This window comes from Arthrobacter sp. B0316-1-20, assembly GCF_059091865.1.
Genome location: NZ_JBNHHC010000017.1, coordinates 1 through 12413 on the forward strand (window position 1 = coordinate 1; position 12413 = coordinate 12413).

13 protein-coding genes and 2 tRNA genes are annotated in these 12413 nt (G+C 65.5%); 9 read left to right on the plus strand and 6 right to left on the minus strand.

Annotation, left to right across the window (positions count from 1 at the left end):
• From AC5RW2_RS24530 to AC5RW2_RS24540, 3 genes are all read left to right on the plus strand, one after another.
• The coding region (locus AC5RW2_RS24530; protein WP_494074728.1) for a phosphohexomutase domain-containing protein at positions 1–557 on the plus strand (557 nt) is incomplete at its 5' end.
• Positions 554–1045, plus strand: coding sequence for a hypothetical protein (locus tag AC5RW2_RS24535; RefSeq protein ID WP_493963832.1), 492 nt, complete (start codon positions 554–556; stop codon positions 1043–1045). The genes AC5RW2_RS24530 and AC5RW2_RS24535, both read left to right, overlap by 4 nt.
• 106 nt (positions 1046–1151) lie before the next feature.
• Complete coding sequence (locus tag AC5RW2_RS24540) at positions 1152–1601, plus strand: RrF2 family transcriptional regulator (protein WP_493963833.1); 450 nt, start codon at positions 1152–1154, stop codon at positions 1599–1601.
• 33 nt (positions 1602–1634) lie between these two features.
• Here the strand turns inward: AC5RW2_RS24540 and AC5RW2_RS24545 are convergent, their stop codons facing one another.
• A complete protein-coding gene (locus tag AC5RW2_RS24545) occupies positions 1635–2198 on the minus strand; it encodes a hemerythrin domain-containing protein (protein ID WP_493951937.1) in 564 nt (187 codons plus the stop codon).
• 265 nt (positions 2199–2463) lie between these two features.
• Complete coding sequence (locus tag AC5RW2_RS24550) at positions 2464–4302, minus strand: phosphoenolpyruvate carboxykinase (GTP) (protein WP_493951938.1); 1839 nt, start codon at positions 4300–4302, stop codon at positions 2464–2466.
• A 315-nt stretch (positions 4303–4617) separates the two neighbouring features.
• Between AC5RW2_RS24550 and AC5RW2_RS24555 the strand changes: the two genes are divergently transcribed.
• The 3 genes from AC5RW2_RS24555 (at position 4618) to AC5RW2_RS24565 (ending at position 6395) form a co-directional block, all read left to right on the plus strand.
• Positions 4618–4694 (plus strand) — tRNA-Arg (locus AC5RW2_RS24555).
• Positions 4695–4945: 251 nt separating this feature from the next.
• Positions 4946–5326, plus strand: a complete 381-nt coding sequence (locus tag AC5RW2_RS24560; RefSeq protein WP_493963834.1) for a DUF427 domain-containing protein — start codon at positions 4946–4948, stop codon at positions 5324–5326.
• 166 nt (positions 5327–5492) lie between these two features.
• Positions 5493–6395: an RNA polymerase sigma-70 factor gene (locus AC5RW2_RS24565; protein WP_493951940.1), complete on the plus strand. Its 903-nt coding sequence runs from the start codon at positions 5493–5495 to the stop codon at positions 6393–6395.
• Between the two features lie 88 nt (positions 6396–6483).
• Here the strand turns inward: AC5RW2_RS24565 and AC5RW2_RS24570 are convergent, their stop codons facing one another.
• Positions 6484–7005, minus strand: coding sequence for a SixA phosphatase family protein (locus tag AC5RW2_RS24570; RefSeq protein WP_493963835.1), 522 nt, complete (start codon positions 7003–7005; stop codon positions 6484–6486).
• A gap of 56 nt (positions 7006–7061) precedes the next feature.
• On the opposite strand from AC5RW2_RS24570, the gene AC5RW2_RS24575 reads away from it, so the two are divergent.
• Positions 7062–8513: a dihydrolipoyl dehydrogenase family protein gene (locus AC5RW2_RS24575; RefSeq protein ID WP_493963836.1), complete on the plus strand. Its 1452-nt coding sequence runs from the start codon at positions 7062–7064 to the stop codon at positions 8511–8513.
• Between the two features lie 74 nt (positions 8514–8587).
• On the opposite strand, the gene AC5RW2_RS24580 is transcribed toward AC5RW2_RS24575, so the two are convergent.
• The gene (locus AC5RW2_RS24580) at positions 8588–9448 is read right to left on the minus strand and encodes a winged helix-turn-helix domain-containing protein (RefSeq protein WP_493951943.1); all 861 of its coding nucleotides are present in this window, start codon (positions 9446–9448) and stop codon (positions 8588–8590) included.
• Positions 9449–9960: 512 nt separating this feature from the next.
• Positions 9961–10596, minus strand: coding sequence for a uracil phosphoribosyltransferase (gene upp, locus AC5RW2_RS24585; protein WP_493951944.1), 636 nt, complete (start codon positions 10594–10596; stop codon positions 9961–9963).
• Positions 10597–10657: 61 nt separating this feature from the next.
• Between upp and AC5RW2_RS24590 the strand changes: the two genes are divergently transcribed.
• Entirely contained in the window at positions 10658–11137 is a 480-nt protein-coding gene (locus tag AC5RW2_RS24590; protein WP_493963837.1) for a nucleoside deaminase, read from the plus strand.
• Positions 11138–11198: 61 nt separating this feature from the next.
• Positions 11199–11288, plus strand: a tRNA-Ser gene (locus tag AC5RW2_RS24595).
• 472 nt (positions 11289–11760) lie between these two features.
• Here the strand turns inward: AC5RW2_RS24595 and AC5RW2_RS24600 are convergent.
• Positions 11761–12381: an Asp23/Gls24 family envelope stress response protein gene (locus AC5RW2_RS24600; protein WP_493951946.1), complete on the minus strand. Its 621-nt coding sequence runs from the start codon at positions 12379–12381 to the stop codon at positions 11761–11763.
• Positions 12382–12413 lie beyond the last annotated feature (32 nt).

Sequence of the window (12413 nt, forward strand, 5' to 3'; positions counted from 1 at the left end):
CCGCTGCCGGCGGCCGGGCGGTGCGCACCCGGGTGGGGCACTCGTTCATCAAGGCGCACATGGCCGAAGAAAAGGCAGTGTTCGGCGGCGAGCATTCCGCGCACTACTACTTCCGTGACTTCTACAACGCGGACACCGGCATGCTTGCCGCCATGCACGTGCTGGCCGCGCTCGGCGAACAGCAGGCGCCGCTCTCGGAACTGGCCGACGAGTACGACCCCTACCACGCCACCGGGGAACTGAACTCGCAGGTGGAGGACAAGGCCGCCGCCGTCGCCCGCGTGCTGGCCGACTTCGCCCCCGCGCTGGCCGCCGCCCCGGCCGCCGGCGGGACCGCCGCCACCGCCGCCACCTGCCCCGCCGCCTACGCTGGAGCCGGAGTGAGCGTGGACCGCCTTGACGGCACCACCGTCATTGCCGACGACGGCTCCTGGTGGTTCAACCTGCGCCCCTCCAACACCGAACCGTTCCTGCGCCTGAACGCCGAAGCCACCAACCCGGCGCTGCTCACCACCCTCCGCGAACATGTCTTGGCCCGGGTCCGGGAAGCAGCATGAGTGCGTCGTGGCGCGACGGCATTCCCGCCGAGGTACTTGCCGACATCGACACCCTGTTCGGCACCGGACTGGGCGTGGCGCAGGAGCAGCTGACCGACCACGGAGCGTTCCTGCCCGCGGCGCTGGTCACCACCCACGACGGCGGACTGCGCCTGGTGGTGGTCTCCCCCGATGACCTGGACGCGGAGGCAACCGAGGCAGCCGAAGTCAACGTGGACGGCATGATCGATGATCTGTATGCCACCCTGCGGCAGGAACGCGGCGACTTCCGCGCCGTCGCAGTGATCAGCGACATCTTCCTGCCCGAAGAGGACGCCGACGCGATCCAGATTGCGGTGGAACACTCAACCGGCGTCGCCGTTTCCGCCATCCAGCCCTACCATCACGACGACGACGGCAAGTGGAGCTACCCGGACCCCTTTGTGGATCCGCAGGAACGTCTCGTCTGGCCCGATCAGGAACCAGTCGAAGACACCGGCCCGGACTGATCCGCCTCACCCGCGCCGTCATGCGGCCGGCACGGGTGCCGGGACACGCCGTGAGGCGCGGCACAGCAGGGAATCCGGCCGCCGACTGACGGCTAATATTGCAAGCATGCGTATCAATGCCTTCTCCGACGTGTGCCTGCGGGCGCTCATGCTGCTCTCCGCAGCCCCGGGCGGGGAATTGATGACCACGCAGAGCATTGCCGACGGCGTCGGAACGCCGTACAACCACGTCAGCAAGGCGGTGCTGAAACTACGCGGACTCGGACTCATTGAGGCGGTGCGCGGCCGGTCCGGCGGCGTCCGGATCAGCCCCGCCGGACGGGCCGCGACGGTGGGCAGCCTGCTGCGCACGCTGGACGCGCGCGAGGACCTGGTGGATTGCGAGTCGCCCAACGGCGACTGCCCGATGAACAACAACTGCGGGCTGCGCCGGGCCCTGCGCCGTGCGCGCGAGGCGTTTTACCTCGAACTCGACTCCGTTGTGGTGTCGGCACTGCCGCACCAGTCACAAATGGAGCCGGTACTGGTGACCTTGTTCCCCCGCCGCCCGGCCTGACCCGCACGGCTCCACAGGCTGGCCCGGCCGCTGTCAGCCTGTGTGGCGTCCCGAAAGTTTGTCGCGGAGCCGGTCCACCATGCCAACGCCGGGGCCAATGGTCTTGTGGAACAGTTCAGAATGCGGCGCACTGGGATGAGGCCGCGTCGGCGCAACCTTCTTGGCGTTCTGGACCTTTTCGGCCAAATCCAGGAGCTTGGCCTCGGGAATGTGCGCGCGCAGCTTCGGGAACTGCTCCATTTCCTCGTCATTCGCGTGGTGGCGCAACTTTCCCTCCAGTTCCCTGACCAATTCCATGAAGGTCGGGGCGGATGAGTCAACGTCTTCCAGCCGCTTCATGAGCTGGACGATTTCCTCATGTTCCTCCTTGTCGTGCTCGACCTCTTCCTTGCCGTTCGGAACATGCTCTTCAATCACGGGATAGACGAGCATCTCCTCGGCCACGGCGTGGCGCATCACCTCGGCGATGACGGTATCGGCCAGGTCGCGGCGCTGGCCGGGGTCGGCGGTCTGCTCGATTTGGCTGAGCAGGTCAATCATGTCCTCGTGGTCGGCCGTGAGGATGTCGACGACATCCGCGCCATCAGTAGCAGCCATGAAACGCCTCCTATGTAGGTTGTTGCTCCCGAGCCTCGAGTTGGGGCATCAACATACCAATGGCACCGGGCAGAGTCTATGGTCCGGAGCACTGCTACCGCGCCTGGGCCCGATCCTCCAGTGGTCTAGACCGCCGGGGCAAAATCGCAGGGGCGCTGACGAGCCTGGCGCAGACAGCTGAAACCGGGAGGTTAAAAGGACGAGACCCCTGCATGTATGCGCAAGGGTCTCATCCGGGGCCGTCACGGCGGCCATCGTTACTCGGTCAGGCGAAGCGGGCCTGCAACTGCTGAAGTTCGGCAGCAAGCTCGTCGGGCAGGGAATCACCGAAGCGGGCGTACCACTCTTCGATGCCCTTGAGCTCTTCCTTCCACTCCTGCGGATCCACCTTGACGGCTTCTTCCACCTGCTCCGGAGTCATGTCCAGGCCGGTCAGGTCGATCGACTCGCCGGTCGGGACGTAGCCGATCGGGGTCTCCTTGGCGTCGGCAGTGCCCTCGATGCGCTCGATGGCCCACTTGAGCACGCGGGAGTTCTCCCCGAAGCCCGGCCAGGCGAAGCCGCCGTCGGCCGTCCGACGGAACCAGTTGACCAGGAAGACCTTGGGCAGGCGCTCCGGGTTGGCCTTGCCTTCGATGGTGCCCCAGTGCTTGAGGTAGTCGCCGGCGTTGTAGCCCATGAACGGAAGCATCGCCATCGGATCGCGGCGGACCACGCCTACCGCGCCGGCCGCGGCCGCCGTCGTTTCCGACGACAGGGTGGAGCCCATGAAGATGCCGTGGCTCCAGGAGCGGGCCTGGGTGACCAGCGGAATAGTGGTCTTGCGACGGCCGCCGAAGAGGATCGCATGGATTTCCACACCGTCGGGGCTGTAGTAATCCTGTGCCAGCATGTCGATCTGCGAGATCGGGGTGCAGAAGCGCGAGTTCGGGTGGGCAGCGGGTCGCCCCGAATCCGGCGTCCAGTCGTTGCCCTCCCAGTCGATCAGGTGAGCCGGCGCTTCGTCCGTCATGCCCTCCCACCAGACACCGCCGTCGTCGGTCAATGCCACGTTGGTGAAGATGGAGTTGCCCTTGGCGATGGCGCGCATGGCGTTCGGGTTGGTGCTCCAGCCGGTTCCCGGCGCAACGCCGAACAGCCCGTATTCCGGGTTCACCCCGCGCAGCTCGCCTTCCTTGCCGATGCGCATCCAGTTAATGTCGTCGCCGAGGGTCTCGGCCTTCCAGCCTTCGATGGTCGGATCCAGCAGCGCCAGGTTGGTCTTGCCGCAAGCGGACGGGAAGGCCCCCGCAATGTTGTAGGACTTGCCCTGCGGACTGGTGAGCTTGAGGATGAGCATGTGCTCGGCCAGCCAGCCCTCGTCACGGGCGATCACCGAGGCGATGCGCAGGGCGTAGCACTTCTTGCCCAGCAGCGCGTTGCCGCCGTAGCCCGAACCGTAGGACCAAATGGAGCGCTCCTCCGGGAAGTGCACAATCCACTTTTCCTCGTTGCACGGCCAGGCGACGTCGGCCTCGCCGGGCTCCAGCGGGGCGCCAACCGAGTGCAGCGCGGGCACGAAGAAGGCGTCCTCGGCTTCCATCTTGCGCAGCACGTCGGTGCCGATGCGGGCCATGATGCGCATGGACGCGACCACGTAGGCGGAGTCGGTGATCTCCACACCGAACTGCGGCTGTTCGGCATCCAGCGGACCCATGACGAACGGGATCACGTACATGGTGCGTCCGCGCATGCTGCCCGCGAAGCGTTCCGTGAGGATCGCCTTCATCTCGGCGGGGTCCATCCAGTTGTTGGTGAACCCGGCGTCTGCTTCCTTCTCGGAGCAGATGAAGGTCCGCTCTTCAACGCGGGCCACGTCCTTGGGGTCGGAAAAACCCACGAACGAGTTGGGGAACAGCTCCTGGTTTAACCGCTGCAGCGTTCCGACCTCGACCAGGTGGTCGGTCAGACGTGCGTATTCCTCTTCGGAGCCGTCCACCCAATACACAGAGTCGGGCTGCGTCAGCTCGGAAACTTCGGCCACCCAGGCCAGAAGCTTTGCGTGTGTAGTTGGGGCGTCCCCAAGTGTTTCCTCAAGAACCGGCTGACGCGTTGTATCGCCCATGACTCATCCCTTTCTTGGGCCAGTGGTGTGTATCGATGCTATGGGCCACCGGCTAGACCAGTCGGGGGCCAGACATACCGCTGCGGAGGGGTCGAGTAGGATGAGGCCCGCGATTCCGGGGTTTTTGGATGTGACCGTCGTCAATAATGTGATTAAGGTCATATAGACCGGTCTAGTTCACATGGCGTTCACCGGGAGCCCGCCGGCAGTGAGGACCAGTAAAGTGCGGAATTCCGGGCCGGAACCGGGGTTCGGCTACTCGATTTGGCGACCGTCCAGTAAACACGCTACAGTTGTATCCGGCCGCGAGGCCAAGCGCCCATAGCTCAGCTGGATAGAGCGTCTGTCTACGGAACAGAAGGCCGGGGGTTCGAATCCCTCTGGGCGCACCAACAGATGCGGCCCGGTCACCGACCGGGCCGCATTTTCTTGCCCTTTTGACCGCCGTCGGTTCTTCTTCACGGCTGGATCCCAGCGCAAGGTGGCAGCATGGGTGAATGACTCCTGCTCACGGTTTTTCCGGCACTTTCCGACGTCCCAGCCCATCAAACCCAAGGCCGGTCAAGAATCGGTGTGGGACTACCCCCGGCCGCCTAGGGTTGAGCCGCGATCGGAACGGGTCATCGTGCGGCTTGGCGGCGAGGTGATTGCCGACACCACCGATGCGGTGCGCGTCCTGGAGACGAGTCATCCCCCTGTCTACTACTTGCCACTGGACTCATTCCCTGCCGGTGTACTCGTCCCGGTCGAGGGCACTAGCTTCTGTGAGTTCAAAGGAGAAGCGCACTACTTCGACGTCGTTGCCGGCGGAGTAGTCGCTCCCCGTGCCGGGTGGACGTACCCGGAACCCGCCCCGGGTTTCCTGCCGCTCAGTACCCGGGCGGCCCTCTACCCGCGCCACATGGACTCCTGCGAGGTCAACGGCGAGCAGGTGACCTTCCAGGACGGTGACTTCTACGGCGGCTGGATCACCACGCAGATCGTTGGTCCGTTCAAGGGTGGCCCGGGCACGGCCGGGTGGTGAGTGCAGCCCGCGCGCGTGCCGTTGCTGCGGCTAAGGGCCAACGTGTCGGCAACAAGCTGCGGTCGGTCCCCCCAATGGCGCGCCGCCACCGGGAAGAGCGAGTCGGAGCGTGACGTGCTGGAATATTCCGAAGCCATGACGGCAAGGTTCAAGGATACGTACAGCAGTGGAGGCTGAAGTGACGACGACGGAGTCGAACCTCGACGTGTTCCAGCAGCACCGGGGCCCGCTCTTTGGTGCGGCCTACCGGCTGCTGGGCAGCGCGGCGGACGCGGAGGACGTAGTCCAGGAGGCCTGGCTGCGCTTTTCCGAAGTATCTCTTGAGGAAGTCCGGGAACCGCGCGCCTACCTGTTCCGGACGGTGACCAACCTGGCACTGAACCAGATCCGCACACAGCAGCGGCGTCGCGAAGAGTACGTGGGCCCCTGGCTGCCCGAACCGGTCAGCAGTCTGCCGGCCGCGGCTGCCGCCCCTGCACCCGACGACGCAGCCGTGCTGGCCGACGACGTTTCGCTGGCCATGCTGGTGGTTCTGGAACAGCTCTCACCCCTGGAACGCGCCGCCTACATCCTCGGCGAAGTCTTCGGGTATCCGGCGCCGGAGATCGCCAGCACACTGGACCGCTCTCCGGCCGCGGTGCGGCAGCTGATGTCCCGCGCCCGCGCCCATGTGGCCAGCCGGCAGGCCAGGAATCAGGTGGACCCGGCTCTGCACAAGCGGATTACCGAGCAGTTCCTGCGCGCGGCCACCACCGGAGTGGTGGAGCCGCTGCTGGGGCTGCTGGCCCCCGACGTCGTCCTCACCAGCGACGGCGGTGGACAGAAGTCGGCGGCGCTGCGGCCCATCCTCGGGGTGGAGAAGGTGCTTCGCTTCCTGCTCGGTGTCACCAGCAAGCCCGACACCCCGTTCCAACTGCACGTGACCGAGGTCAATGGACTGCCTGCCTTGGTTGCCGTTGATGCTGACGGTGCGGTGGATACCGTGGCCAGCTTCAGGATCGACGGCGGCCTGGTCCGGGAGATCTATCTGGTGCGGAACCCGGACAAGCTGCGCCGCATCCGCGTCTGACCGGCGCCGCTGCCCCTGAAATTCGACTGCTCAAATAACGCCCTTTTCAGCGCTGGAAAGGGCACCTGTTGAATAGTGGATGTGCCGCTCAGCGCAGCACCACGAAATTGGTGACCGCCGCGTCGCGTCCGTCCAGTTCGGCCCAGCTCTTGGCATGCTGGAGCACGGTCAGGCCGGACGTCGGGTAATGCGTGGCCATGTCCATCACGGCCTCCTCGTCCGAGTCCACCGACGCCAGCCGCATCGCCAGGTCCTGCACCGCAGGCATGTGGGCCACCACCAGAAGCGAGGTGATGGTGTCGGGCAGTTGGTTGATCTCGGACAGCACCCTCGCCCCGGGCGAGTCGTACAGCTCGTCGGAGAGCATCGGCGTCGGCGCCTTCTCCCCCAGCTCGTTGCACACCCAAGTGCAGGTTTGCCGAGTACGTAGCGCCGAGGAGCACAAGATGAAGTCGGGGATGGAGTCGTGCTCCACCATCCACCGTCCGATCAGCGGCGCCTCATCGTGCCCGCGCTTGGCCAGCGGCCGTTCGTGGTCCTCGACCCCCAGCGGCCACGCGGCCTTGGCGTGGCGCATGATCATCAGTTTCTTCAGGTGGTGGTCGTTCACACCACGAGTGTAGTTGGCCCCTTGCCACCTCAACGGTGCGGTGCAAGGCTCGGCACATGCCTGAGCAAACACTTGAAGCGGACGTAGTGGTGATTGGAGCCGGCGCGGTCGGCGAGAACGCGGCGGAGCGCACCGCCAGCGGCGGACTGAAGACCATCCTGGTGGAATCGGAACTGGTGGGCGGCGAATGCTCCTATTGGGCCTGCATGCCGTCCAAGGCCCTGCTGCGTCCCGGCACCTTGCTGCAGGCCGCGCGCAGCGTCCAGGGAGCCGCCCAAGCCGTGACCGGCAGCCTGGATGCAGACGCGGTGCTGGCCCGCAGGGATTCGTTCACCTCGCACTGGGACGACTCCTCCCAGGTGGAATGGGTGGACGGGGCCGGCATCGAACTGCTCCGCGGCACCGCCCGGCTCAGCGGCCCGCGCGATGTGACGGTCACGGACGACGACGGGACGCGGACGCGCATCGCCGCGCGCCACGCCGTCGTACTGGCCACCGGATCCGCCCCAACCGTTCCGCCGGTGGACGGGTTGGCCGAGATCGATTTCTGGGGAACCCGCGAGGCAACTTCGGCGCGCGAGGTCCCGGAGAGCCTGCTGGTGCTGGGCGGCGGCGTCTCGGGTTGCGAATTGGCTCAGGCCTACGCCCGGCTGGGTACCGATGTCACGCTCGTGGCCCGCGGCGATTTGCTGACGAAGTTTCCCGAACCGGCCCGGCGGCTGGTGGAAGCCGGCTTGCGCCGCGACGGAGTGCGGATCCACCTGCACACCGCAACATCCCGTGCGGACGCTAACGACGGCGGCGTCACCCTCTCGCTGACGGCGGCAGGTTCGGACGGGGAGACGGGGACGTCGGACACCGTCACGGGAGCCAAGCTGTTGGTCTCCAGCGGACGACACCCGGCCTTGTCCGGACTCGGGCTCGAAGACCTGGGACTGGATCCAAAGCATCTCACCGTGGACGCCAGCGGCCGGGTCACCGGCGTGGACGGCGGCTGGCTTTACGCGGTGGGCGATGCGGCCGGCAAGGCGCAGCTGACCCACCAGGGCAAATACCAGGCACGGGCGGCAGGAGATGCAATCGCCGCCCGGGCTGCCGGCGAGCTGGACGGTGATCCGGAACCGTGGAGCCGCTATGCCAACACGGCCGACGACGCGGCGGTTCCTTCAGTGGTTTTCACCGATCCGGAGGTCGCCTTCGTCGGACTGACCGAAACCCAAGCCAAGGAGCGCGGACTGAGCATCTCGACCACCGAGCTGCCGATCGCCGTCGCCGGCTCTTCGCTCTACGCCGACGGCTACCAAGGCTGGGCCCAGATGGTGGTGGATGAGGAGCGCAAGGTAATTGTGGGCATGACCTTCGCTGGACCCGGCGTCGGCGAACTGCTGCACGCGGCGACTATCGCCGTCGTCGGCCAAATCCCGCTGGACCGCCTGTGGCACGCTGTCCCCTCCTACCCCACCATCAGCGAGGTCTGGCTCCGCCTCCTCGAAAAATACGGCCTCTAACGGAGAAACTGAGGTGCCGAAAACACAGCTGGCCCGCGCTTTCGGAAAGCGCGGGCCAGCGATGTAGGGAAATGCTAGATCGAGTACTCCGGTGCAGCCCAAACGACTACTTCCGGGTGCTCGTAGAACCGGTACCCCTGGCCGCGAACGGTGCGCACGGTGTTGGCCAAGCGGCCCAGCTTCGACCGAAGCCGGCGGATGTGCACGTCGATGGTGCGTTCGTTCGGGACTTCCTCGGCGTTCTTCCACAGCCCGGAGAGCAGCTCTTCGCGGCCCACCGTGCGGGTGGCGTTCTCCACCAGGTAGTTGAGCAGCTCGAATTCCTTGAACGTCAGGTTCAGCGTCTCGCCGTCCAGGTGCACCTCGCGGCGGGACAGATCGATCAATACGCCGCTTGGCCGGCTGGCATGCGAGGCCTGCTGCGGCTGGCGCTGGATCTCCACTGCAGGTGTGCGCGGACGCCGGCTGACGGTGGGGTCACCGAGGGCCTGGCGGACCACATCGATGTTCTCGCCCGGCGCGTCGGCCGGGGCCAAGGCAACGGCCCCGTGGGTCTGGGCACCCGCGGCGAGCGACTGCACATAGGCACGGACCTGGGCGGCCAGCTTGCTCAGCGACGTTCCCTGGGCAGCAGCGGCTTCCTCATCGAGGCCCACGTAGAGAACAAAGCCGCGGGCAACAGTGTCGTTAGAGACTGCCTGCGGTCCGGGAATTCCATTCGGGGTGACCACAGGAGTCGGCGCCGTGGTCGGATTGGCGGCACCGGCGTCGTACTGGCCCGGCACCGCACGCAGCACGCGGTAGGGCTGCTGCTCCCCCTGGTGCGGTTGCCCGCCGAACTGCGGGTGCTGTCCTGCGGCCTGACGCTGGGCGGCGGCCGCCCGGTTCTGTGCGTTACGGACGGAGATGTGGACGTATCCGGATGAAACTGACATTGAGAACCTCATGTGTGAATGGCCGTCATCGCGGCGCGAATGCATGGCATGCCCGCACGGGATGTGTTTCTGGCGCCCGCCATTGGACAGTTGAATTGCCTGGATAACTCTGGGGGTGGTGAGTTAGGCCTGCATTCGGCAACAGTCCGTCAGTTCGCGGGGAGACACCCCGTCACTGATGGCTGCGGCTGCAGATGCTGTTGCGTTGTTGTTCACATCCATGAGTTTCCTCGTAACAAAGCTTACGTGCAAGTAATATAAGCCTGCTTATCTCACATACTGAGACGAATCAGCGTTTTTGTGCGAGGGATCACACCAAACGGGATGAATAATTATCGGTCCAAAGCGGCGCTTCAAGCTTTGACCGCATAAATATTCACGTCTAAACCGTAGAGGCAGTCAAGAGGAGCGTCTAGAACGAAAACGCTTACCTTTGCAAGGTGTCCAAAATGTGGACGTACCTCCTAGGTGCGGGGCCGGGCCACACCGACTGGTCCGAGTGGTCCGCGGGGTCAGCCAGCCACGCCGTACAGCCGGTCGCCGGCGTCGCCGAGTCCGGGCACAATGTAGGCCTTCTCATTCAGCCTCTCGTCAATGGAGGCAACCACGATGGAGACGTTGGTTTCCTCCAGTTCGTCGCGCAGTGCCTGCAGCCCTTCGGGCGCGGCGAGCAGGCAGATGCAGGTCACGTCGGCGGCGCCCCGTGCGAAGAGGAACTTGATGGCTTCGCGCAGCGTACCGCCGGTGGCCAGCATCGGATCCAGCACGAACACCTGGCGCCCGGTGAGGTCGGCCGGCAGCCGTTCGGCGTAGGTGATCACGTCCAGGGTTTCCTCATTGCGGGCCATGCCCAGGAACCCGACCTCGGCGGTCGGCACCAGCTTGGTCATGCCCTCGAGCATTCCGAGGCCGGCGCGGAGGATCGGCACCACCAGCGGGGTCGGCTTGGTGAAGGCGGTGCCGATGGTCAGGGTCACCGGTGTCTCGATCTCCACCGGCTCGGTGCGCACCTCGCGGGTAGCCTCGTAGGCGAGCAGGGTCACCAGTTCTTCGGTGAGCTGGCGGAAGACGGGCGACGGAGTGGTCTTGTCGCGGAGAACGGTGAGTTTGTGGGCAACAAGAGGATGGTCCACTTCGAGTACGCGCATCCCCCAAAACTACCGGCAGCCGGATGGCAGGGACAAACACCGGGCCTGCCAGAATGGTGCCATGGGCCCAATTGATCCGCAGCAATATCACTGGATGGGCCTTGCCCTGGACCAGGCCCGCCTGGCGATGGACACATTCGATGTCCCGATCGGCGCGGTGGTGGTGGGGCCCGACGGCGAGGTGCTGGGGACCGGACGCAACGAACGGGAAGCGCTCCACGACCCCACCGGACATGCCGAGATGGTGGCCATTCGAGAGGCGGCGCGAAAGCTCGGATCCTGGCGGCTGGACGGCTGCACCCTGGTGGTCACTCTTGAACCGTGCGCCATGTGCGCCGGCGCTATTGTGCTGGCCCGGATCCCGCAGGTGGTCTTCGGTGCCTGGGACGAGAAGGCCGGCGCCGCCGGAAGCGTCTTCGACATCCTGCGCGAACGGCGGTTGAACCACTGGGTGGAGGTCTACCCGGAGGTCCGGGCGGAGGAGTCGGCCGCCATGTTGCGGGGCTTCTTTGCGGGCCACCGCGGCGATCTCCGGCTCTGACGCAGCCGTCCCGCCGGCCGTTTTGGGGCTCAGGGCCAACAACGGGTAAAGTTGACGCGTTGGTGACGTGTCCGAGCGGCCGAAGGTGCAACACTCGAAATGTTGTTTGGTGTAACAGCCAACGTGGGTTCAAATCCCACCGTCACCGCCAGCTGAGAAGGCCCCGGTTCCCTCACAAACAAAGGGAACCGGGGCCTTCGCTTTGCCTCTGAAACTGCCTCGCAGTAACGCAGCAGTAACAGAATTCCGAAGCCGCCCCAAAGCCGCCGACACCTGCCACCTCGAACTCCCACGAGACCGGGGTTTGGAGGTCACGGCACCGTCAGGGAAAGCAGCGGCCGCGGAGAGCGGTGCTGTCTGCTGGCGGTGCTGGGAGGCGGCCTTGGAATCGCCGATCGGCAGCACAGGTGTCGTTTTGATGCTGTCAAGAACACGCACCTTCCCCCGGTACCCTCTGGCCGCCCCGCCGGTCACGAACGGTCAGCGAGGCCCGGCTCATGATCTCCGACGGAGACTGCCCGAACAGGTCGTTTGCCCGGGGGTGCGGTGTACGAGCCGACCCGCATCGACTCTCTGCCCCACCGTGGAGTGCGGAGCAGAGAGTAGCCCACCGTGCCTTCAGCTCAGTAGATCACTGCTCCGGTGGTCTCCGCAGTGGTGCCGGATTGGGCGTTGCGACTGCTGACCTCGATCTGGATTCCGGTCCGCCGCATCGGTGTCTCTAATGCGGTGGACAGGTCCGGAATGACCTCGGTATTGATCCGGTGCAGGACGTCCTGGACGTCGGCTCGGTTGTTAACTGTAACTTTCATGGTCAGTTCCGGTTCCGTGGCGGTGCCGCGCAGCAGGGCCGAGGAGCCCATCACACCGGGCAATGTATTGGTCTGGTGCTCCACGGCCGAGGCCAGTACGGCGGCGTCGCACAATGTGGTTCCGGAAGCCGGATCCCGATGCAGCCGATACTTGCCGGCGGGTTTCTTCCGCGGAATCTGCGCCAATATCCACCACAATCCCAGGGCACCTGTGATGAGCCCGACGACAAGGACAATGGCGGTGGCATAAGCGGGGCTGAAAATGGCGTGCAGGTCCCCGGTCACGACGGGGCTGCCGGCAGGGACGACGGCGCTGCTCATGGTCTGCAGGATTCCGCTGGCGACCAGCAGGATCAGGACACCGCCGGCCAGGACGAGAATGCCGAGGATGGCCAGCCAGGTACGATTCAGGGCTCCGGCGTGCTGGCGCATAAGGGTGCCTCCTATCGGTAACGGGCAGACGG

Coding starts and splice junctions, on each gene's coding strand:
- AC5RW2_RS24535 (WP_493963832.1), top strand. CDS start 554: ATGAGTGCGTCGTGGCGCGACGGCATTCCCGCCGAGGTACTTGCCGAC.
- AC5RW2_RS24540 (WP_493963833.1), top strand. CDS start 1,152: ATGCGTATCAATGCCTTCTCCGACGTGTGCCTGCGGGCGCTCATGCTG.
- AC5RW2_RS24545 (WP_493951937.1), bottom strand. CDS start 2,198: ATGGCTGCTACTGATGGCGCGGATGTCGTCGACATCCTCACGGCCGAC.
- AC5RW2_RS24550 (WP_493951938.1), bottom strand. CDS start 4,302: ATGGGCGATACAACGCGTCAGCCGGTTCTTGAGGAAACACTTGGGGAC.
- AC5RW2_RS24575 (WP_493963836.1), top strand. CDS start 7,062: ATGCCTGAGCAAACACTTGAAGCGGACGTAGTGGTGATTGGAGCCGGC.
- AC5RW2_RS24580 (WP_493951943.1), bottom strand. CDS start 9,448: ATGTCAGTTTCATCCGGATACGTCCACATCTCCGTCCGTAACGCACAG.
- upp (WP_493951944.1), bottom strand. CDS start 10,596: ATGCGCGTACTCGAAGTGGACCATCCTCTTGTTGCCCACAAACTCACC.
- AC5RW2_RS24590 (WP_493963837.1), top strand. CDS start 10,658: ATGGGCCCAATTGATCCGCAGCAATATCACTGGATGGGCCTTGCCCTG.
- AC5RW2_RS24600 (WP_493951946.1), bottom strand. CDS start 12,381: ATGCGCCAGCACGCCGGAGCCCTGAATCGTACCTGGCTGGCCATCCTC.